The sequence below is a fragment of the Exiguobacterium sp. s146 genome (genome assembly GCF_018618415.1).
Lineage (GTDB): Bacteria > Bacillota > Bacilli > Exiguobacteriales > Exiguobacteriaceae > Exiguobacterium.
Genome location: NZ_JACSMA010000001.1, coordinates 137,593 through 154,577 on the forward strand (window position 1 = coordinate 137,593; position 16,985 = coordinate 154,577).

At 55.1% G+C, this 16,985-nt stretch carries 22 protein-coding genes and 2 riboswitches; of the genes, 13 read left to right on the forward strand and 9 right to left on the reverse strand.

The window, feature by feature from the left end; translation table 11 throughout:
* The first annotated feature begins 12 nt into the window (after window positions 1-12).
* Together KNP83_RS00815 and KNP83_RS00820 are read left to right on the forward strand one after the other, a co-directional pair.
* Window positions 13-312 (forward strand): rhodanese-like domain-containing protein, encoded by a 300-nt coding sequence (locus KNP83_RS00815; RefSeq protein ID WP_214759269.1) that lies wholly within the window; start codon window positions 13-15, stop codon window positions 310-312.
* Window positions 288-476: a hypothetical protein gene (locus tag KNP83_RS00820; protein ID WP_214761703.1), complete on the forward strand. Its 189-nt coding sequence runs from the start codon at window positions 288-290 to the stop codon at window positions 474-476. The genes KNP83_RS00815 and KNP83_RS00820 overlap by 25 nt, the downstream gene beginning before the upstream one ends.
* Window positions 477-511: 35 nt before the next feature.
* On the opposite strand, the gene folE2 is transcribed toward KNP83_RS00820, so the two are convergent.
* Window positions 512-1,420, reverse strand: a complete 909-nt coding sequence (folE2, locus tag KNP83_RS00825; protein WP_214759271.1) for a GTP cyclohydrolase FolE2 — start codon at window positions 1,418-1,420, stop codon at window positions 512-514.
* A 255-nt stretch (window positions 1,421-1,675) separates the two neighbouring features.
* Here folE2 and KNP83_RS00830 point away from each other — a divergent pair, with 255 nt between their 5' ends.
* On the forward strand, window positions 1,676-2,509 hold the full coding sequence (locus tag KNP83_RS00830) for a TerC family protein (protein ID WP_214759272.1): 834 nt from the start codon (window positions 1,676-1,678) through the stop codon (window positions 2,507-2,509).
* Between the two features lie 37 nt (window positions 2,510-2,546).
* Here the strand turns inward: KNP83_RS00830 and KNP83_RS00835 are convergent, their stop codons facing one another.
* From KNP83_RS00835 to KNP83_RS00850, 4 genes are read right to left on the reverse strand one after another with little or no spacing between them, the layout of a single operon-like run.
* Complete coding sequence (locus KNP83_RS00835) at window positions 2,547-3,080, reverse strand: 1,2-dihydroxy-3-keto-5-methylthiopentene dioxygenase (protein ID WP_214759274.1); 534 nt, start codon at window positions 3,078-3,080, stop codon at window positions 2,547-2,549.
* A gap of 13 nt (window positions 3,081-3,093) precedes the next feature.
* Window positions 3,094-3,711, reverse strand: coding sequence for a methylthioribulose 1-phosphate dehydratase (locus KNP83_RS00840; RefSeq protein ID WP_214759276.1), 618 nt, complete (start codon window positions 3,709-3,711; stop codon window positions 3,094-3,096).
* On the reverse strand, window positions 3,708-4,358 hold the full coding sequence (locus KNP83_RS00845; protein WP_214759278.1) for a 2-hydroxy-3-keto-5-methylthiopentenyl-1-phosphate phosphatase: 651 nt from the start codon (window positions 4,356-4,358) through the stop codon (window positions 3,708-3,710). The genes KNP83_RS00840 and KNP83_RS00845 overlap by 4 nt, the downstream gene beginning before the upstream one ends.
* Entirely contained in the window at window positions 4,355-5,512 is a 1,158-nt protein-coding gene (locus KNP83_RS00850) for a 2,3-diketo-5-methylthiopentyl-1-phosphate enolase (RefSeq protein WP_214759281.1), read from the reverse strand. Before KNP83_RS00850 ends, KNP83_RS00845 begins: the two co-directional genes overlap by 4 nt.
* A gap of 69 nt (window positions 5,513-5,581) precedes the next feature.
* Window positions 5,582-5,683: riboswitch (SAM riboswitch) on the reverse strand.
* Window positions 5,684-5,888: 205 nt separating this feature from the next.
* Window positions 5,889-5,991, forward strand: a riboswitch (SAM riboswitch).
* Between the two features lie 81 nt (window positions 5,992-6,072).
* On the opposite strand from KNP83_RS00850, the gene mtnK reads away from it, so the two are divergent.
* Genes mtnK through KNP83_RS00875 form a run of 5 tightly spaced genes read left to right on the forward strand, consistent with a single transcriptional unit; the run spans window position 6,073 to window position 11,700 of the window.
* Entirely contained in the window at window positions 6,073-7,224 is a 1,152-nt protein-coding gene (mtnK, locus tag KNP83_RS00855; RefSeq protein ID WP_214759283.1) for an S-methyl-5-thioribose kinase, read from the forward strand.
* A complete protein-coding gene (mtnA, locus tag KNP83_RS00860; RefSeq protein ID WP_214759285.1) occupies window positions 7,221-8,255 on the forward strand; it encodes an S-methyl-5-thioribose-1-phosphate isomerase in 1,035 nt (344 codons plus the stop codon). Before mtnK ends, mtnA begins: the two co-directional genes overlap by 4 nt.
* The gene (locus tag KNP83_RS00865; RefSeq protein WP_214759293.1) at window positions 8,248-9,324 is read left to right on the forward strand and encodes a sugar ABC transporter substrate-binding protein; all 1,077 of its coding nucleotides are present in this window, start codon (window positions 8,248-8,250) and stop codon (window positions 9,322-9,324) included. The genes mtnA and KNP83_RS00865 overlap by 8 nt, the downstream gene beginning before the upstream one ends.
* Window positions 9,324-10,697, forward strand: coding sequence for a sugar ABC transporter ATP-binding protein (locus tag KNP83_RS00870; RefSeq protein WP_214759295.1), 1,374 nt, complete (start codon window positions 9,324-9,326; stop codon window positions 10,695-10,697). Before KNP83_RS00865 ends, KNP83_RS00870 begins: the two co-directional genes overlap by 1 nt.
* Before the next feature lies 1 nt (window position 10,698).
* The gene (locus KNP83_RS00875; protein WP_214759297.1) at window positions 10,699-11,700 is read left to right on the forward strand and encodes an ABC transporter permease; all 1,002 of its coding nucleotides are present in this window, start codon (window positions 10,699-10,701) and stop codon (window positions 11,698-11,700) included.
* A 9-nt stretch (window positions 11,701-11,709) separates the two neighbouring features.
* On the opposite strand, the gene KNP83_RS00880 is transcribed toward KNP83_RS00875, so the two are convergent.
* Complete coding sequence (locus tag KNP83_RS00880) at window positions 11,710-12,195, reverse strand: GNAT family N-acetyltransferase (protein WP_214759301.1); 486 nt, start codon at window positions 12,193-12,195, stop codon at window positions 11,710-11,712.
* A gap of 79 nt (window positions 12,196-12,274) precedes the next feature.
* On the opposite strand from KNP83_RS00880, the gene KNP83_RS00885 reads away from it, so the two are divergent.
* Entirely contained in the window at window positions 12,275-12,655 is a 381-nt protein-coding gene (locus tag KNP83_RS00885) for a VOC family protein (protein WP_214759302.1), read from the forward strand.
* 28 nt (window positions 12,656-12,683) lie between these two features.
* Here KNP83_RS00885 and KNP83_RS00890 read toward each other — a convergent pair whose 3' ends face one another.
* Window positions 12,684-12,989, reverse strand: coding sequence for a winged helix-turn-helix transcriptional regulator (locus KNP83_RS00890; protein WP_214759304.1), 306 nt, complete (start codon window positions 12,987-12,989; stop codon window positions 12,684-12,686).
* A gap of 117 nt (window positions 12,990-13,106) precedes the next feature.
* On the opposite strand from KNP83_RS00890, the gene KNP83_RS00895 reads away from it, so the two are divergent.
* From KNP83_RS00895 to KNP83_RS00910, 4 genes are read left to right on the forward strand one after another with little or no spacing between them, the layout of a single operon-like run.
* Window positions 13,107-13,598 (forward strand): lactoylglutathione lyase family protein, encoded by a 492-nt coding sequence (locus KNP83_RS00895; RefSeq protein WP_214754523.1) that lies wholly within the window; start codon window positions 13,107-13,109, stop codon window positions 13,596-13,598.
* A 2-nt stretch (window positions 13,599-13,600) separates the two neighbouring features.
* Entirely contained in the window at window positions 13,601-14,581 is a 981-nt protein-coding gene (locus KNP83_RS00900; RefSeq protein ID WP_214759313.1) for a zinc-binding dehydrogenase, read from the forward strand.
* A gap of 50 nt (window positions 14,582-14,631) precedes the next feature.
* Window positions 14,632-15,690, forward strand: coding sequence for a threonine aldolase family protein (locus tag KNP83_RS00905; protein ID WP_214759315.1), 1,059 nt, complete (start codon window positions 14,632-14,634; stop codon window positions 15,688-15,690).
* A 23-nt stretch (window positions 15,691-15,713) separates the two neighbouring features.
* Complete coding sequence (locus KNP83_RS00910) at window positions 15,714-16,085, forward strand: YidH family protein (RefSeq protein ID WP_214759317.1); 372 nt, start codon at window positions 15,714-15,716, stop codon at window positions 16,083-16,085.
* Window positions 16,086-16,128: 43 nt separating this feature from the next.
* Here the strand turns inward: KNP83_RS00910 and KNP83_RS00915 are convergent, their stop codons facing one another.
* Both KNP83_RS00915 and KNP83_RS00920 read right to left on the reverse strand, forming a co-directional pair.
* Window positions 16,129-16,629, reverse strand: a complete 501-nt coding sequence (locus KNP83_RS00915) for an SRPBCC family protein (RefSeq protein ID WP_214759318.1) — start codon at window positions 16,627-16,629, stop codon at window positions 16,129-16,131.
* The gene (locus KNP83_RS00920; RefSeq protein ID WP_214759320.1) at window positions 16,629-16,958 is read right to left on the reverse strand and encodes an ArsR/SmtB family transcription factor; all 330 of its coding nucleotides are present in this window, start codon (window positions 16,956-16,958) and stop codon (window positions 16,629-16,631) included. The genes KNP83_RS00915 and KNP83_RS00920 overlap by 1 nt, the downstream gene beginning before the upstream one ends.
* Between the last annotated feature and the right edge of the window lie 27 nt (window positions 16,959-16,985).

Genomic DNA, 16,985 nt, shown 5'->3' on the forward strand with positions numbered 1-16,985 from the left:
GGGGGAACCACCATGCAAAACATCCATGCAACTGAATTACGTGAAAAGCTCGAGAACGGCGAATCGCTCCATATCATCGACGTGCGCGAACAAGACGAGTACGACGCGGGCCACATTCCGCACGTGCCGCTCTATCCGTTGTCTGAATTTCCAGCAGTGGCGGATAAGCTCGCAAAAGACAACGTTTATTATATTATCTGCCGTTCAGGCGGGCGCAGTCAGACGGCGGGCGACTACTTGGAGTCGGCAGGCTATAAGGTTGTCAACGTCGAAGGCGGCATGCTCGCGTGGGACGGCGACATCGAGGCGTGATGCTCGACAATCCGTGGGTCGTCATCCCGCTGTTGATCGCGCTCTATTTGACCGTCTATACGTTCGTCAAACGAGTCGACACGGACAAATGGCGGCTCGTCTGGGCGGTTTGGCTTATTGTCATCGTCATGTTGTTGACGATTCGGCTCGTCCAAAGTCTATAAAAAATGAGGGATGCCCGCAGGGGCTCCCTCATTTTTTAGTTATCGCGCTTATCGAATGTGATCGACGCGATCGCATCGTGTTGGTGAATCGATTCTTCGTTGCGGCATTCGACGAAGAAGTTGACGACTTGTTTCATTTCGTACAAGTCAGCTGCAATCAAGCGGACCATATCTTCGACGAAACGTGGGTTCTCGTAAGCAATCTCGGTCGCACGCTTCTCGTCCGGACGTTTGAGGATAGGGTGAAGCGGAGCTGATGCGTTCGACTCGGCTGCCTCAAGAAGTGCGAGACGCCAGTCGAAACCGTCGAGCGATGCCTCGTCGAGACCGGCTTCGATCGTGATGTAGCCGCGTTGGTTGTGGGCGCTGTACTCACTGATTTCTTTCGAACATGGGCAGAGCGTCGTCACGTTGATGACGAGACCGACCGTCACACTCGCCATGCCTGTCTCGAGGTTGTACGTCACGTTGTGCATGACGTCCGCGTTCATGAGACCGCTGAGACCTGTGGCAGGTGCTTTCCGGCTGAAGAACCATGGGTAACGGACCGTCAATTGACCTTCCGTCTGTTCCATACGCTCGGCGAGTTCTTGTGCGAACTCGATGAGCGAGCGGTTCGATAGCGTCCAACCTTGTGTGTGGTACGCGTCGAGCTGTTCAGTGAGACGTGACATGTTGATGCCTTTACGGTCTTGGACGAGCGACGTCGTCAACTCGAATGTGGCGACCGTCGCTTGGATGCCGTCTGGCGTCTCGATGTTGACAGGGTGTTTGACGTTTGAGATGCCGACGCTGTCGAGCGCGAACAAGAAGTTTTTTGGTGTGTTTTGTAGATCGACCATTTTATCTTTTTCAGTCGGTTTCGTGCCTTTGATGGGCGGGACCGAACCGAATAATTTATGTCGTTCTGCTTTAGTAGGTAAAGCGACATGGCTTGTAGACATAATCGGATTCTCCTTTTTTGAGAGGGCAAATGACTGCCACTCGTTCTTGTTAGGATTTTATCACGAAATGTACATCGACCGGGTACCATTTTGCTCTCTGAACACGCTGTGAACGTGCTGAAAAATAAAAAAACTTCAGCAATTGAACAAAAGAAGATTGATTTCGAGTTAAATCGGGAATAAAATGTTCCTGTGAACTTAAAAAATAGATCACTGTTAAATATGAAGGAACACAACAAAAAAGGGGATGTTTTAATGGATTGGCAGTTAATCCTGCAGTACGCCTGGATCATCGTCGTACTCGTCGGTCTCGAGGGGCTACTTTCTGCAGACAACGCGCTCGTCTTGGCGGTCATGGTCAAGCACTTGCCGCGGACGGAACAGAAGAAAGCACTATTTTACGGATTACTCGGAGCGTTCGTTTTCCGCTTCATCGCATTGTTCTTGATTTCATTCTTAATCAACGTCTGGCAAGTCCAGGCACTCGGTGCGCTTTACTTGATCGGAATGAGTGCGCGGCATCTGTATATGACCTATAAGGCTCGCAAGCTGGAGCCGAAACAAGATCTCGCCGCTGAGGCGAAAGAAGAGACGGCCGTCACGGAGAAACCGGTCACGAAGAAAGAGTTCTGGTGGACGGTCGCGAAAGTCGAGTTTGCAGATATCGCCTTCGCGGTCGATTCGATTCTCGCAGCGGTCGCACTTGCGGTCAGCTTGCCGCCGCTCGGTCTCGGTGAAATCGGTGGTATCGACTCTGGTCAGTTCTTCGTCGTCTTGACGGGTGGACTCATCGGTGTCATCTTGATGCGTTTCGCTGCTCGGATTTTCGTCAAACTGTTGCATCAACGTCCAACACTTGAGACAGCCGCCTTCATCATCGTCGGTTGGGTCGGTGTGAAGTTGACGGTGCTCGTGCTTGAACACCCTGGCTTCAAGGAATTGATTGCCGGCACACCGTTCGCCTTCATGGGTCTTCCAGACGGCTTCGTTCACTCGACAGCATGGACCGTGTTTTTCTGGTCGGTCATGGTCGGCATCGCGGTATGGGGTTGGTTCTCTTCAAAACCGACAGCTGCTGCCAAACATTAAAAAAATGGTCTCTCGCCTTGAGCGAGAGACCATTTTTTCATGCTGTCACGTCTTGCTTTTCATAAATCGGCACCCAGCCCTCTGTCGTCACGAAGATGCGGACGGCGACGACTTTACGGTCGTCTTGGAGCGTGAAGTAATGGCGTGTGTTCACCGGGACCGAGATGAGGTCGCCCGGGTTGAGCTCGATGTTGAAGTAGCCGCGCTCGGCGTCATCGATGGCGAAGATGCCGTGCCCGCTGACGATGAAGCGGACTTCGTCATCCGTGTGATGGTGCTCTTTTTGGAAGTTGACGAGCAGTTCGTCCAAGTTCGGCGTCGCATCCGACAATGAGATGACGTCGGCCGTCTCATAGCCGCGGCGCTCCGAAACGTCGCGAATCTCATCACGGAACGTCGCCAAGATGGCTTGTTTGTCCTCATCCGTCAATTGATAGTTCTCTTGCAGGTTCTCCGGGAGTTTCGCGATGTCCCACTGCTCGTACAAAATCCCTCGGGACTCTAAAAAGGCACTCACTTCAGTTTGATCGACGTAACGCTCTTCGGTTTGTTGGAAATAGACAGTTGCCATGGTTGGTTCCTCCTTATGAATGGACGCCTAGGGCGCGTAATTTTAACGTGTAGCTGAACAGGAATTCGTAAGCCTCTAAATAGCGTTTGGCCGCGGCCGGGGTCTCGCCCCATACCGTGATGCCATGATTGCGAATCAGGACGGCGCCGGCGCTTGTCTGGACATGTGGCGCAAACGCGGCCGCGAGCGTCGGGATATCGGCGTGGTTCTCGATGATCGGGACGCGGACGACCGCGTCCTCGTCCCAAAAGTCGAGAGCCTTGATGATCTCTTGGCCGGTGAAGACGACCTCGCCCCGCGCGGCATGGAGTTCGGAGATGACATTATTGTCGACCGTATGGACATGGAGCGAACACGTCGCGTCCGTCCGATTGAACACTTCGACGTGGAGCAACGTCTCGGCGGATGGTTTTCCTGTCTGTTCGCCAATCAAGCGTCCGGCCGCATCGACGTGAACAAAGTCGTCCGGTGTTCGTTTCCGTTTATCGCGTCCGCTCGCCGTGACGAGAAATTCGAGCGGATCGTTGGACACACGAATCGCCAAATTCCCACTCGTTCCGGGGAACCAGTCGCGGGCGGCGAGTTCGTCTTTAATGTCGGCCAGTTCGAGCCAACGTGCCGCAAGGCTCATACAGGCACCTCCTTCAAGTGATGGGTAATGTCGTCAAACGTCTCGAACGGGGCGTAACGGATGCCTGCCGCTTCACAAAGCGTGATGAGTTGACCCCGTGCATAGACGAAGTCGGCACGCTTCGCGACCTCGAAGTCGGTCACCGAGTCACCGATGACGATCAAGCGATCGGCGGGATTGACGATGCGTCGGGCGAGCGTCGGTTTGCAACAGCCACAATCGTTCGTACAGTGTTCGTCGCAAGCGTGCGGCCAAGCAACGCTTACCGTCTCGTCGGAGAAATCGGCGACGTTGCAGTAGATGTGCTCGGGGTCGACATGACCGTCCAAGACCGGCTGGACGAAGAAGTCCATGCCGCCGCTGACGACGTCAAACTTCCAGCCGTGGGCCCGCACCTCTTCTAGAAATGCCGGGAAGCCTTGGCGGAGCGTGATGCGTTCCAACAAATACTCGCGGTAGGCCGGGGCGTCAGCACTCGGCAACAGTTGAAACATTTGACCGACGCCGGAGCGAATCGAGATCCGTTGCTCGAGGACCGCGTCTTTCAACTCGACCCAAGCCGGCGGCGCGAACGCCTTCATCAACGCGATGATGTTGTCTTCCGCCGTGATCGTCCCATCGAAGTCGCACAAGATGTGGACCGTCATCGTGACGCCCACGCCTTTAACGCGGTATCGAGTTCGTCCGTCTGTCCTTCGGTGTGACCGAGGACGTGAGTGATGGCTTGGCGGAAAGCACGGGCCCCGGCGGCTGCACCGTCCGGGTGACCGTGAATGCCACCGCCGGCGTTGATGACGACATCCGTCCCGAAATCACGAATGATGTCGGCGACAAGTCCCGGATGAATTCCGGCTGACGGGACCGGTAAAATCGGTTTCGACCAATGCGGTTCGGCACTCAAGTCACGAATCGCGAACGCCTCGTCCCGCGGTGTCGCGAGTGAGCCGTACGGGGACGGGAAGAGCGTCAAATCGGCCCCGGCGAGGCGGGGGAGTTTACCGAGTAAGAGCGAATGACGGATGGACCCGGTCAAGGCACCGGCAAAAGCCGGGTGGGCCAAGATTGGGACACGGATGTCTGGGTCGTTCGCAAGTTCGCGCAGTGCGTCGAGACCGTACGTATAGACGTTGAACAGGAGCGCCGTCGCACCGGCCTCGATGAGACGGAGCGCCTGATCACGCAGACCGAACACGGGGCCGCTCAGCGTGATGGCATAGAGGACACGCTTCCCGGTCGCCTCGAAGTGGGCTTGAATGACGTCTGCCCCGATGCGGGCCCGTTCGAGCGACGGGGTGAGCGGGTTGTCGTATAAAATCTCGTCGTCTTTGACGATATCGATGCCTCCGGCGAACTGGTCGCGGAGTTGCTGCTCGAGAAACGTGAGATCACGCCCGATGACCCCTTTGAAGATGCTCATGACGAGCGGACGGTCATGGACACCGAGTAACTCGCGAATCCCGTCGACACCGAATTTGGCGCCTTTGAAATGAGGGGCGAGCGTCTCGGGTAAGGTCAAATCGATTAACCGAATCGAATCGTCGAGGGATAGTTTCCCGAACGTCGTCGTCAAAATGGATGAAAAGTCAGGGCTGACATTATGTAACGGATAACGGATTGTGAAGCGGCTTGTCGTATCGGTGTGTGACGTCGACACGACCTCGCCCCGGTACGCCTGTAACTGCTCTTGCTCTAAATGACGCAGCTCGGTCCATGTGCCGACGGTCAGCTCAAGGGCGATTTTGTCGGCAATGCTTGCGACCGTATCCGTCCGTTTGATTTCATATGTGGCAGTGATACTCATATGGTTCCTCCTTCCAGGCAAACAAAAAATGACCCCATGCCGAGGCAAGAGGTCATCATAAAAAATGAACTCTTATCTCTCAGCTTTCGCTGCAAGAATTAGCACCGTGCCATCTCTGGTCGGTTGCTGCGACATCATCGGGCTCGTCCCTCCGTCTGCTCTTGATAAGAATATGATTTGAAGTTGTGAAATTTAATTGAATTTTTACACAGATTCGTCACGTCGTCAATTACTTTTTTTCCAAAAAAAATATTTTGGGAAGTTGTTTCCATATATGCACAAAAAAAGACGGAGTGGCACGGAGAAAAGGACGTTGACAATTGTGACGTCGAGTCCGTAATATTCATCACATAAGTTCACCGAATCGAATAAACCACTCTTATCGCGAGTTGGCAGAGGGAATTGGCCCGATGACGCCGCAGCAACCGACCATTAGGCACGGTGCTACATCCACCAGACGAATGTCTGACAGATGAGAGGAACAACCATTTTGGCTGTGCCTCTTTCTCGCGGAGAAAGGGGCTTTTTTTGTGGGCAACGTACAGGAAGGGGAAACAATCATGTCATATCAACCATTTACAGAACAGACCGTCGTCGAGCACGTCCGTCAATTAGGATACTTGCAAGACGGAATCGCCGAGTGTGAGGAAATCGGGGACGGCAATTTGAATCTCGTGTTTCGGATTCGCCAAGGCGAACAGCGCCTAATCGTCAAACAGGCGCTCCCATACGCCAAAGTCGTCGGTGAGAGCTGGCCGCTTACACTCGAACGGGCATGGATTGAACAGTTGGCACTCCGTGAGTTTGCGAACGTGGCGCCGCGTTTCGTCCCGGACGTCCTCGGTAGCGATCGGACACTCGCCTACACGATTTTAGAAGATCTGTCTGATTATGAGATTGTCCGCACTGGTTATTTGAAAGGGGAGAGCTATCCGGAACTCGCGCGTCATGTCGGTGAATTTTTAGGCGAGACGCTGTTCGCGACGTCGGATTATGCGGCCGGCCCGATCGCGAAGAAGCGGATTGAACGTGACTATTACAACCCGGAGCTGTGTGATATCACCGAGAAGCTCATTTTCACCGACCCGTTCAAGGACGCCGAGTCGAACAACATCGAGGCGGCGCTGCGAGAAGATGTCGAACGGCTATGGCTAGATCAGGCGTTAAAGGTCGAGGTGACGAAACTGAAAGTCGGGTTTGTCACGAAACATGAGGCGCTCCTGCATGGAGACTTACATACGGGTAGCATCTTCGCGACCCAACAAGAGACGAAAATCATCGATCCAGAGTTCGCATTTTACGGACCGTTCGGCTTCGACCTCGGCCAAATCATCGCCCATTTGACGCTGTCGACGTTCCATGACCCGCTCAAACGATTCGAACGTTTCACGGACGTGTTGACCGTGTGGGAGACGTTCGAGAAGACGTTCCGGGCCAACTTTGAGCGCGCCGTCGAGCCGTTCAATACGGCCGGTTTCGTCGACGAGTTGTTGCGGACGGTCTTCAGTGACACGATTGGATACGCCGGTTGCGAACTCATTCGTCGTGCCGTCGGGCTCGCCGGTGTCGCTGATCTCGAGACGTTGCCGGAAGCGACGCGACTCGAACGGAAACGTGATGCGCTCGCCCTCGGGACGGCGCTCATTAAAGAACGCCACAGCGTCGAGTCGATTGACGACTTGGTGACGCTTCTGTCGGGGGTGCGCGTATGACGATCCAAAACATCCGCTTCCATCCGTCGACGGACGAACTTATCGTATTGGATCAGACGTTGCTGCCACATGAAGAGCGTTACGTGACGATTGAGACGCTCGAACAGGCCGAACATGCCATCGAGACGCTCCAAGTCCGCGGCGCGCCTGCCATCGCTTACTTCGGCGCTTTCGTTCTCGCCAAAGAGGCCGGGCGGTTAGTCGACGACCCGGACTTCACGCGTCGGCTCGACCTCGTCGGACGCCGCTTGATCGCGACCCGGCCGACGGCGGTCAATTTGCAAAACGTGATCGAATCGCTCCTTGCTTTAAATGTCGGGGACGACTTTGAGGCGATTGCCGAGGAAATCAAACGCCGCGCCATCGCATTGTACGACCGGGACGTTGATACGTATCGGGCCATCGGTGAGCATGCATTGAACGTGTTGCCGGCCGGGGGCAACGTGTTGACGATTTGCAACGCTGGTGCCATCGCGACATCACGTTACGGGACGGCCCTCGCACCGTTTTACGTCGGAAAAGAACGCGGCGTATCTTTCAACGTCTTCGCCTGTGAGACGCGGCCGCTCCTGCAAGGGGCACGCCTCACGGTCTGGGAGCTCGACCGGGCCGATATCGACGTGACGCTCATCACCGACAATATGGCGGCTTGGACGATTCAGTCGAAACGCGTCGACGCCATCATCGTCGGGGCCGACCGCATCACGCGGACGGGTCACGTCGCCAATAAAATCGGGACGTTGCAGCTCGCCGTCCTCGCCAAGCATTATGGCATCCCGTTCTATGTCGCGGCACCACACTCGACGTTTGATTTGACGGCAGACGACACGATTGAAATCGAGGAGCGGAACGCAAAAGAAGTGACCCATATCGGCGGTCAACCGACGGCACCCGTCGGCATCACCGTCTTCAATCCGGCGTTCGACGTCACCCCGCCAGCCCTCATCACCGGACTCATCACCGAGGTGGGTGTGTTCGAGCCGACAGAGACTGCCATCACACATCATGTAGGAGGAACGATTCATGTCTAAAAAACTATTGATTTTATTATTCACATTCGTCTTGGCGCTCGTCGGTTGCACGAACGAGCAAGCGGCCCCGACGAAGCCGGCCGAGAAGACGCCGGAGGCGAAACCCGTTTCGGCCTCGAACGCGACATTGCCGAAAGACATCGATGTCGCCCTGATCATGCAGATGTCGATCGGGACGTTCTCGTCGCAGTATATCAACGGGGTGACGGAACAAGTCGAATCGTTCGGCGGCAACGTGAAAGTGTACAACGCCGACAACGATTTGTCGAAGATGGCGAGCTATGTCGACACGGCGACGACGCAAGGCGTCGATGTCATCTTGATTGACCATGGCCGTGCCGATGCGTTGAAAGAACCGGTCCAACGTGCGCTCGACAAAGGTATCAAAGTCGTCGCGTTCGACAACGATTTGACGAACGAAGGCGTGACCGTCATCGACCAAGATGACTATTCGCTCGCCTGGCGTTCACTTAAGGCGCTCGCCGAGGATTTGGACGGCGAAGGCAACATCGTCACGATTTGGGTCGGCGGCTTCACGCCGATGGAACGGCGTCACACGATTTATGATGCGTTCTTGAAACGTTACCCAGGTATCACAGAAGTCGCCAAGTTCGGTTCGGCGACGAACAATACAGCACTCGACACACAGAGCCAGATGGAAGCCATCTTGAAGAAGTATCCGGAAGGCGAAATTGATGCCGTGTTCGCGATGTGGGACGAGTTCGCCAAAGGGGCGAGCCGTGCCATCAAACAGGCCGGACGCGATGAAATCGCCGTCTATGGCATCGATTTGAGTGATGAAGACCTTCAGCTCATGCAAGAAGACGGAAGCCCGTGGAAAGTGACGGCAGCGACTGATCCAGCTGAAATCGGACGGATTCAAGTTCGATACGCATATCAAAAATTAGCGGGTGAAGAGACGCCGTCGATTCATTCGGTCGATCCGTATCTCGTCGATCGTGACGTCTTGCCGGACGAGAAAGTGACGATGGACGACCTTGGCCAATACGTGCCGAACTGGGGCGCGTCAGACGCGGGCTGGTCGGACTGGATGAAAGGGACGGACTGATGTTACGGCTTGAACGTGTCACGAAACGCTATGGCGACGTGACGGTGCTCGATGACGTCACGTTCACGCTCCGTCGTGGCGAGATTCATGGACTTCTCGGCTTGAACGGGGCCGGAAAGAGTACGCTCGTCAAGTTGTTGAGCGGTGCCATCATTCCGACGTCGGGGACGGTCGAGCTCGACGAGACGGCGGTCACACTCACACCGGCCGAGGCGATTCGCCGCGGGGTCATCACGGTGTCACAAGAAGTCGATGACGCCCTCTATCTTGACTTGCCGGTGTATGAAAATGTCGTACCGTGGCAGACGATTGAACGAATTCGACCTCGTGAGCTAAAACAGCGAGCGGCCACCTATTTAAAACGTGTCGGATTAGAGATTGATGTGACCGAACCGGTCGGGCGCTTCCCGCTCAGCGTCAAACAACGCATCTTGATTGCCCGGGCGCTCGCGAGTGATGCGGCCTATCTTTTGCTCGATGAACCGACGGCCGCCTTGTCGACGGATGATGCGGCGGCACTGCTAAAGTTACTGCAGTCACTCGCCGAGGACGGTGTAGGCATTCTGCTCATCACCCACCGGTCGGACGAACTGTCGCGCGTCACCACGACGACGACGTTCCTCCGGGATGGTCGAATTGCCTACGAAGGGCCGTTTCAAGCGTTGTCCGAACAGGACGTCCATACGTATTTGAGCGGATCTGACATGGCAGAAGCGGTCGAAAAAGCCGTTCCTGAAACCGAGATACGGATTCAAGCCGATCTCACGTTACCGACGTTCGGAACTGAGTTGTCGTTCACGGCATATAAAGGCGAAGTTGTCGGTATCGGCGGCGTCACCGGGAGTGGCAAGACGGAGCTGATTGAGGTGCTGTTCGGTCTCTCCGGGGTCAAGCAGCGCATCACGTTGGACGGAAAACCGCTCAACATTCGCGAACCGCGTCAGGCAGTCCGCTCTGGATTTGCGCTCGTACCGGAAGAACGCCGGAAGCAGGGGCTGTTTCTCGACGATTCGATTGAACGGAACGTCCTCGCGATTGAAGGGAAGGCGAACGCGGTCACCCGCGTGTTGGCCTCGCTGCGAGTGAAATATGACCAGATTGGGCAACCGGTCCGAGAACTGAGCGGCGGGAATCAACAGAAGATCGTCCTCAGTAAATGGCTCCTCGAAGACCGCGATATCTATCTGCTCGACGAGCCGACGAAAGGCGTCGACGTGACGGCGAAACGGGATATTTATGAACTCGTCACGCGTCTCGCCAAAGACGGGAAAACCGTCATCTTCACCTCGAGTGAACCGCACGAACTAGAATTGGTCGCCAACCGGACGCTCTGGCTCGACCGCGGCCGGTGGCACCAGAAAGGAGGCGCCTAACATGGCCCAACTCGTCTTAAAACAACGCACGAAACGCTTCAGCGGAATTGGTCAATATGGGACGCTATTCGCGATTCTCGCACTCATCGCCATCTTCGGTGTGACGAACGACCAGTTTCTGACGTACGCGAACTTCAGCGACATCATCAAATCCGTATCGATCGTCTCGTTGCTCGCGCTCGGCGTCACATTCTCGCTCATCGTCGGTGGATTCGACTTATCGGTTGGCTCGACCGCGAGTCTCGCGACAATCGGAGCGGCGTCGAGCCTCGTGTTACATAGTCAAGAACTGCTCGTCGCCTTGCTCGTCCCGATTGCCCTCGGCGTGCTCGTCGGGCTGTTGAACGCGCTCGTGACGATCAAGTTCCGGTTACCGGACTTACTCGCGACGCTCGCCATCATGTACGTCATCAACGGCGTCCAATTGACGTATACGAAAGGTTTCTCGATTTACGACAACATGCCGATTGAAGGGGGGACGGCACCGGGACGTTTCATCCCGTCGTTCCTCTTCATCGGGCAAGGCTCAATCGGACCGGTCCCGTTCGTCGCCATCTTAATGATTCTCTTCTTCGCCGGGGCCCATCTGTTTTTGACGTATTCGAAGACGGGACGAGAGTTCTATTACGTCGGTTCGAACGTCGAGGCGGCCCGCCGCTCCGGCATCGCCGTCAATCGCATCAAGCTGTACGCGTACGTGTTGAGCGGCTTGTTCGCAGCCATCGGTGGCATCATCTTGGCATCACGCATCGGTACCGGACAAGTATCGGCCGGGGCACCGTTGTTGATGGACGCCGTCGCGGCCGCCTATATCGGCTACGCCGTCTTCGGGACGGGCCGACCGAACGTCGTCGGCACGTTAATCGGTGCCGTCTTGATTGGAATCTTATTGAACGGGCTGACGATGTGGGACGTGCCATATTACGCCCAAGACATCGTCAAAGGCGCGATTTTGATTGCGGCGCTCGGCTTGTCATACATCCAAAAGAAACAGCTCACATAGGAAAAGTCCTCAGAACGATTGGTTCTGAGGACTTTCTTGACGTTCCATCTGGATGAAGGTGAACGTGCTCCCGTTCGTCGGTTGTTGAAACGAACCGGTCTGCTCGAACCCGCACGCCTCGTAGACACGAATCGCCCGCACGTTGAAGGCAGCGACGGACAAAGTGATGCGATGAGGCGCGTACGTCGCTTTGACAAAGTCGAGAATCGATGTGACGAACGCTCGTCCACTACCGTTTCCGGTCAAGGAGGGTTTCATGCCGAGCCCGATGTCGACCGTCTCGGCATCCGGTCGCATGACGCTCACGAACCCGACGAGTTCACCGTCAGACGTGACTGCAAATACCGACTGCCCGCGCTGTTCAGCGTCTATAAATTCGGCCAAATCATCTTCGTCGGCCTCCAGATTGTAAAAGGCATAATCGCCTTCATAGTGCCACGTGTAGGCGATGGTTTCCGCTTGGCGCTGGGTCAGGACAGTGAAGTGATGGGTCATTTGAAATTCCTCGATTCAAGAATAGGATGAAGTGCTACACTCATTATAGTACTACCAATTTGAGGAATGAGGTGGCCATATGGGGATCAAGCTAGACATGATTGGGATTGTCGTCGAAGATATGACGCGGGCGCTCGACTTTTATCGGTTGCTCGGCCTGTCGATTCCGGAATCGAGTAATGAGGAAGCGCACGTCGAGGTCGATGACGGCGGGGTCCGACTTGCCTTCGACACGGTCGAAGTGGCCGAATCGGTGTATGGGGAATGGAAACCGGCGACTGGGCATCGGGTCGAGCTCGCCTTCTTATGCGACAGTCGGGAGGAGCTGGATGCGCGCTATGAAGCGATCGTCGCAAATGGCTATGCGTCACATCGCGAACCGTGGGATGCGTTCTGGGGACAACGTTACGCCATCGTCATCGATCCGGACGGAAATCTGATTAGCCTATTCGCAGCATGACAAAACCCTCGCCAGATTCGGCGAGGGTTTATTCGTCTCGTGTCTCGCCCCAAGAGCAGAGCGCCTTCATCGCCGGTTGCAGGCTGAGCGCTTCCTCGGTGAGCGAGTATTCGACGTGCAGCTGTTTCTCGGTCGAATAGTCGATGCGGCGGACCATGCCGAGCTGTTCGAGCTCACGGAGTTGATCGGTCAATACTTTCCGACTGACGTCAGGAATGGCACGTTGAAGCTCTGAGAAACGGCGTGGACCGTTCTCAAGCGTACAGTACACTTGAGGCCGCCATTTGCCGCCGATGATGTCGAGCGCCTTGTTGACAGGGAACGGGGTCGACATGTTCAATTCGCCTCGCTTTCGGGTAGTTACTTGAATGTGCGTACTTTTTTTCTTGCTTCGATGAAGGTATCTTATCGTTATCAACCAAAATGAGCAAACAAAAAGGAGCGGATGACGTTGACATATCCCCGTACATTCTCACATATCGGACTATCGGTCCCGAGTGTGGCAGAAGCAGTGAAATTTTATGAGGACGTGATGGGCTGGTACACGATTATGCAACCATCGGACGTCGTCGAGGACGACTCGCCGATTGGTGTCATGTGTACGGACGTGTTCGGACCGGGCTGGGGCAGCTTCAGAATCGCCCATATGTCGACAGGCGATAAGATTGGTATCGAGCTGTTCGAGTTCCCGAACAATGAGAAGCCGGAGAACAACTTCGAGTTTTGGAAGACGGGCATTTTCCACTACTGTGTCCAAGACCCGGACATCGAGGGGCTCGTCGAGAAAATCGTTGCCCATGGCGGCAAACAGCGGATGCCGATTCGAGAATATTACCCAGGCGATAAGCCGTACCGAATGGTGTACTGTGAAGATCCGTTCGGCAACCTCGTCGAAATCTACTCACATTCCTATGAACTGACGTATTCGGAAGGAGCGTATTAAGCATGAAAGCTTGGTTACTTGATCAACCTGGATTAGAACATCTTCACATCGGTGAGGTAGAGCGCCCGACACCAGGAGCGGGCGAATTGCTCATCAAAGTCGAAGCGGTCGCCTTGAACCCGGTCGACTATAAGGTCGGTACGAACGGCAACCCGAACTGGTCGTATCCACACATTCTTGGCGTCGACCTCGTCGGGGAAGTCGTCGAAGTCGGTTCGAGCCTCGCCAATATCATCACCGGTTCACGTGTCGCCGTCCATACGAGCCTCGGGAACAACGGCGGATTTGCCGAGTATGCGGTCGTCGACGCGCGTGCTTGTGCCGTCGTGCCACCGGAAGTGAGTGACGATGCTGCGGCTGCCATCCTGTGTGCCGGGATGACAGCATATGAGGCCATCATGCAGAAATTGAACACGCGTGACAAAGAGACGATTCTCGTTCATGCCGGAGCGGGCGGCGTCGGTGGCTATGCGATTCAGCTCGCGAAGAAACTCGGTCTCAAAGTGTTCACGACGGCATCGCCGGACAACTTTGACTGGGTCACATCGCTCGGTGCCGATGTCGCCATCGACTACAACGTCGAAGATGTGACGGAGAAAATCATGGAACTGACAGACGGCCGTGGGGTCGACTTGATTTTGAACACGGTTGGAAGCGACGTAGCGACGGCCGATTTGGATCGACTCGCCTTCAGCGGACAGCTCGCCTATATCGCCGGTCCACCTGACATGTCGAACATGAAAGGGTTCACGCTGTCACCATCGATCCATGAAGTCGCCCTCGGTGCGGCTCATGCGAGTGAGAATGAGCGCGCCATCCGTAACTTGGCGTATATGGCAGAGGAATTGATGAAGTTGCTCGAGACAGGCGAGTTGAATGACCTCGTCACAGACGTCTTGCCGTTCGAACGGTTAAAAGACGGTCTCGAACAGTTACAAACACGAAAAGTACGCGGCAAATTAATCGTCCGCATGCGCGACTAACTTGGGAGCCTCCTGTCTATGGACAGGAGGCTTGTTGTGGAGGGAATGATATGGATTTGCGCACATCGTATCAACAGACGTCGCATCAATTGAGCGGTCACGGCAAACGGAACGTCGGCGTCTTGCAGCAGGCGTTCGCCGAGGTCGACCCGAATCAGGCCAGCGACCATTACGGGACAGGCGAGGTCATCGCGAGATTCGAGCAAAAAATGATGCAAGAACTCGACACGGAAGACGCCATCTTCTTCCCGAGCGGCACGATGGCACAACAAATTGCCTTACGGATTTGGGCGGATGAGACTGGGAATCGAAACGTCGCCTATCATCCGCTCTGTCACTTGGAGATTCATGAAGAAGATGGATTGAAGGAATTGCACCACCTCGAGCCGATCTTGATTGGGGACGACAAGCGATTGATGACGCTCGACGAAGTGAAGGCATTACCGGACGTTGCCTGCCTATTGATTGAGTTACCACAACGCGAGCTCGGCGGTTACTTGCCGCCATTCGTTGAACTTGAGGTAATCAGTCGTCATTGCCGGGAGCGGGGGATTCGTCTGCATCTCGACGGGGCACGGCTATTCGAGACCCTCCCGTATTATGAGAAGACGGCTCAAGAAGTATGTAGTTTATTCGACAGCGTCTACGTCTCGTTCTATAAAGGGGTTGGCGGGATCGCCGGCGCCATTTTAGCCGGACCGAAAGCGTTCTGTGACGAGGCGAGAATATGGAAACGGCGGTACGGTGGCGACTTGATCGGCTTATACCCGTATATCATTCCAGCCGACTATTACTATGAACTGCGGAAAGACCGGATGGACACATACTATGAGCAGGCGAAGGAATTGGCCCGTCGCTTCAACGCGCTCGACGGGGTGTGGACGACACCGGACGTCCCGGTGACGAACATGTTCCACCTTCATGTTGAAGGGGACGTGGAGGCGGTCGCGACACGGATCCGATCCGTTCAAGACGCGACCGGAATCGGCATCACAGGCTATCTCATCCCGCATGACGGCTACTGTTCGACCGAGATCAGTGTCGGCGATGCGGTTGGGACGATTGATGAACATCAACTCAATCGACTATTTGAACAATTCGAGCGATGATGAGCTAGAAAGAAGGGATATCGGTGAAACTAGATTTGGAGAAAACGGTCGATTCGCAGTATATCCAGCAACACCTCGCCAATGAGCGGACGTTCCTCGCCTGGATTCGGACGGCCATCACGGTCATCGGGATTGGCTTTCTCGTGACGAACTTTCACTATTATCGAAGCGAGAATTTGAGCGGCGCCGAGCACCAATTGATTACGGTGATCGGCATCTTGTCAATCATCTTCGGGATTGCAACGATTCTCGTCGGGACTCGGTCGTATCTGAAGAAAGTGCATACAATCAACTCTCAACAGTTCAAATCGGCAAAGATGAGCCTTGTCGCGCTCGCCATCGGGATGGTGTTCATCTTCACATTGATTCTCATCGTCAGCTACTTTTTATTTTAACGAAACAAGGACCGTGCCTCGGAGAGAGGCACGGTCCTTGTTGTTATCTAGAGACGATCGCGTCGAGACGTTCGAGCTGTGAGGCGAAACCTTCGACGGCTCCCATGTCGACGACTTGTTGGAGCGACTCGGCGTCCGTGAATTCGGAGCGACTGATGAACAGGGTGCCGTTCGGGATGTCGACAAACTCGTTCGTGATTGTCATGACAGGAAGCTCGGGATTGACGTGGCCATCCGCGTCCGAGAAGGCGTCCGTATAAACAATTTTCCGGTGCGGATCAATCTCGAGGAACGTCGATTTCCCCCATGATTCCATGCCGTAATAGTCCCCTTGCTCTTTGTCGACGCACGTCATGCAATAATGCCACGTGCCACCGGGTTCGAACTCGAACGTATGAACCTCGGTCTTCCATCCGGCCGGTCCCCACCAAGCTTCAAGGTGGGCCGGTGTCGAGAACGCCTCGAACACGAGCGCGCGCGGCGCGTTAAAACTTCGTTCCACGACTAACGTATTGCCTTCGACGTACGATTTGAGCGTTTCCATTAGGATGTCCCCTCTCGTTTTGATTGATTCAAAAACTCCTCCAACCGATCGAGCCGAGCCGTCTCTGCTTCAAGCCGTGAACGCCAGACGTCTAGTGGTTTGAGTGCCTGCCGATTTAGGGCGTAGCGCCGCCGATTGGCTTCGATGGTCACCGAAACGAGCCCGGCGTCATAGAGCACACGCAACTGCTTGGACGTCTGCGGTTGGCTGATGTCGAGCCGTTCGGCGATGGCACCGACCGTTAAATCTTCGTGCCGCAACAAATCGATGATTCGTAAGCGATTCGGGTCGGCCAACGCGTGAAACAACGGACTCAAGTTTTCTTCCATCCTCGTCACCGTCCTCTTACTTACAAT

What these genes read in the sequence shown, in the direction of transcription:
- KNP83_RS00815 (WP_214759269.1), top strand. Translation starts at nt 13, where the DNA reads ATGCAAAACATCCATGCAACTGAATTACGTGAAAAGCTCGAGAACGGC.
- folE2 (WP_214759271.1), bottom strand. Translation starts at nt 1,420, where the DNA reads ATGTCTACAAGCCATGTCGCTTTACCTACTAAAGCAGAACGACATAAA.
- KNP83_RS00830 (WP_214759272.1), top strand. Translation starts at nt 1,676, where the DNA reads ATGGATTGGCAGTTAATCCTGCAGTACGCCTGGATCATCGTCGTACTC.
- KNP83_RS00835 (WP_214759274.1), bottom strand. Translation starts at nt 3,080, where the DNA reads ATGGCAACTGTCTATTTCCAACAAACCGAAGAGCGTTACGTCGATCAA.
- KNP83_RS00840 (WP_214759276.1), bottom strand. Translation starts at nt 3,711, where the DNA reads ATGAGCCTTGCGGCACGTTGGCTCGAACTGGCCGACATTAAAGACGAA.
- KNP83_RS00845 (WP_214759278.1), bottom strand. Translation starts at nt 4,358, where the DNA reads ATGACGGTCCACATCTTGTGCGACTTCGATGGGACGATCACGGCGGAA.
- KNP83_RS00850 (WP_214759281.1), bottom strand. Translation starts at nt 5,512, where the DNA reads ATGAGTATCACTGCCACATATGAAATCAAACGGACGGATACGGTCGCA.
- mtnK (WP_214759283.1), top strand. Translation starts at nt 6,073, where the DNA reads ATGTCATATCAACCATTTACAGAACAGACCGTCGTCGAGCACGTCCGT.
- mtnA (WP_214759285.1), top strand. Translation starts at nt 7,221, where the DNA reads ATGACGATCCAAAACATCCGCTTCCATCCGTCGACGGACGAACTTATC.
- KNP83_RS00865 (WP_214759293.1), top strand. Translation starts at nt 8,248, where the DNA reads ATGTCTAAAAAACTATTGATTTTATTATTCACATTCGTCTTGGCGCTC.
- KNP83_RS00870 (WP_214759295.1), top strand. Translation starts at nt 9,324, where the DNA reads ATGTTACGGCTTGAACGTGTCACGAAACGCTATGGCGACGTGACGGTG.
- KNP83_RS00875 (WP_214759297.1), top strand. Translation starts at nt 10,699, where the DNA reads ATGGCCCAACTCGTCTTAAAACAACGCACGAAACGCTTCAGCGGAATT.
- KNP83_RS00880 (WP_214759301.1), bottom strand. Translation starts at nt 12,195, where the DNA reads ATGACCCATCACTTCACTGTCCTGACCCAGCGCCAAGCGGAAACCATC.
- KNP83_RS00885 (WP_214759302.1), top strand. Translation starts at nt 12,275, where the DNA reads ATGGGGATCAAGCTAGACATGATTGGGATTGTCGTCGAAGATATGACG.
- KNP83_RS00890 (WP_214759304.1), bottom strand. Translation starts at nt 12,989, where the DNA reads ATGTCGACCCCGTTCCCTGTCAACAAGGCGCTCGACATCATCGGCGGC.
- KNP83_RS00900 (WP_214759313.1), top strand. Translation starts at nt 13,601, where the DNA reads ATGAAAGCTTGGTTACTTGATCAACCTGGATTAGAACATCTTCACATC.
- KNP83_RS00905 (WP_214759315.1), top strand. Translation starts at nt 14,632, where the DNA reads ATGGATTTGCGCACATCGTATCAACAGACGTCGCATCAATTGAGCGGT.
- KNP83_RS00915 (WP_214759318.1), bottom strand. Translation starts at nt 16,629, where the DNA reads ATGGAAACGCTCAAATCGTACGTCGAAGGCAATACGTTAGTCGTGGAA.
- KNP83_RS00920 (WP_214759320.1), bottom strand. Translation starts at nt 16,958, where the DNA reads ATGGAAGAAAACTTGAGTCCGTTGTTTCACGCGTTGGCCGACCCGAAT.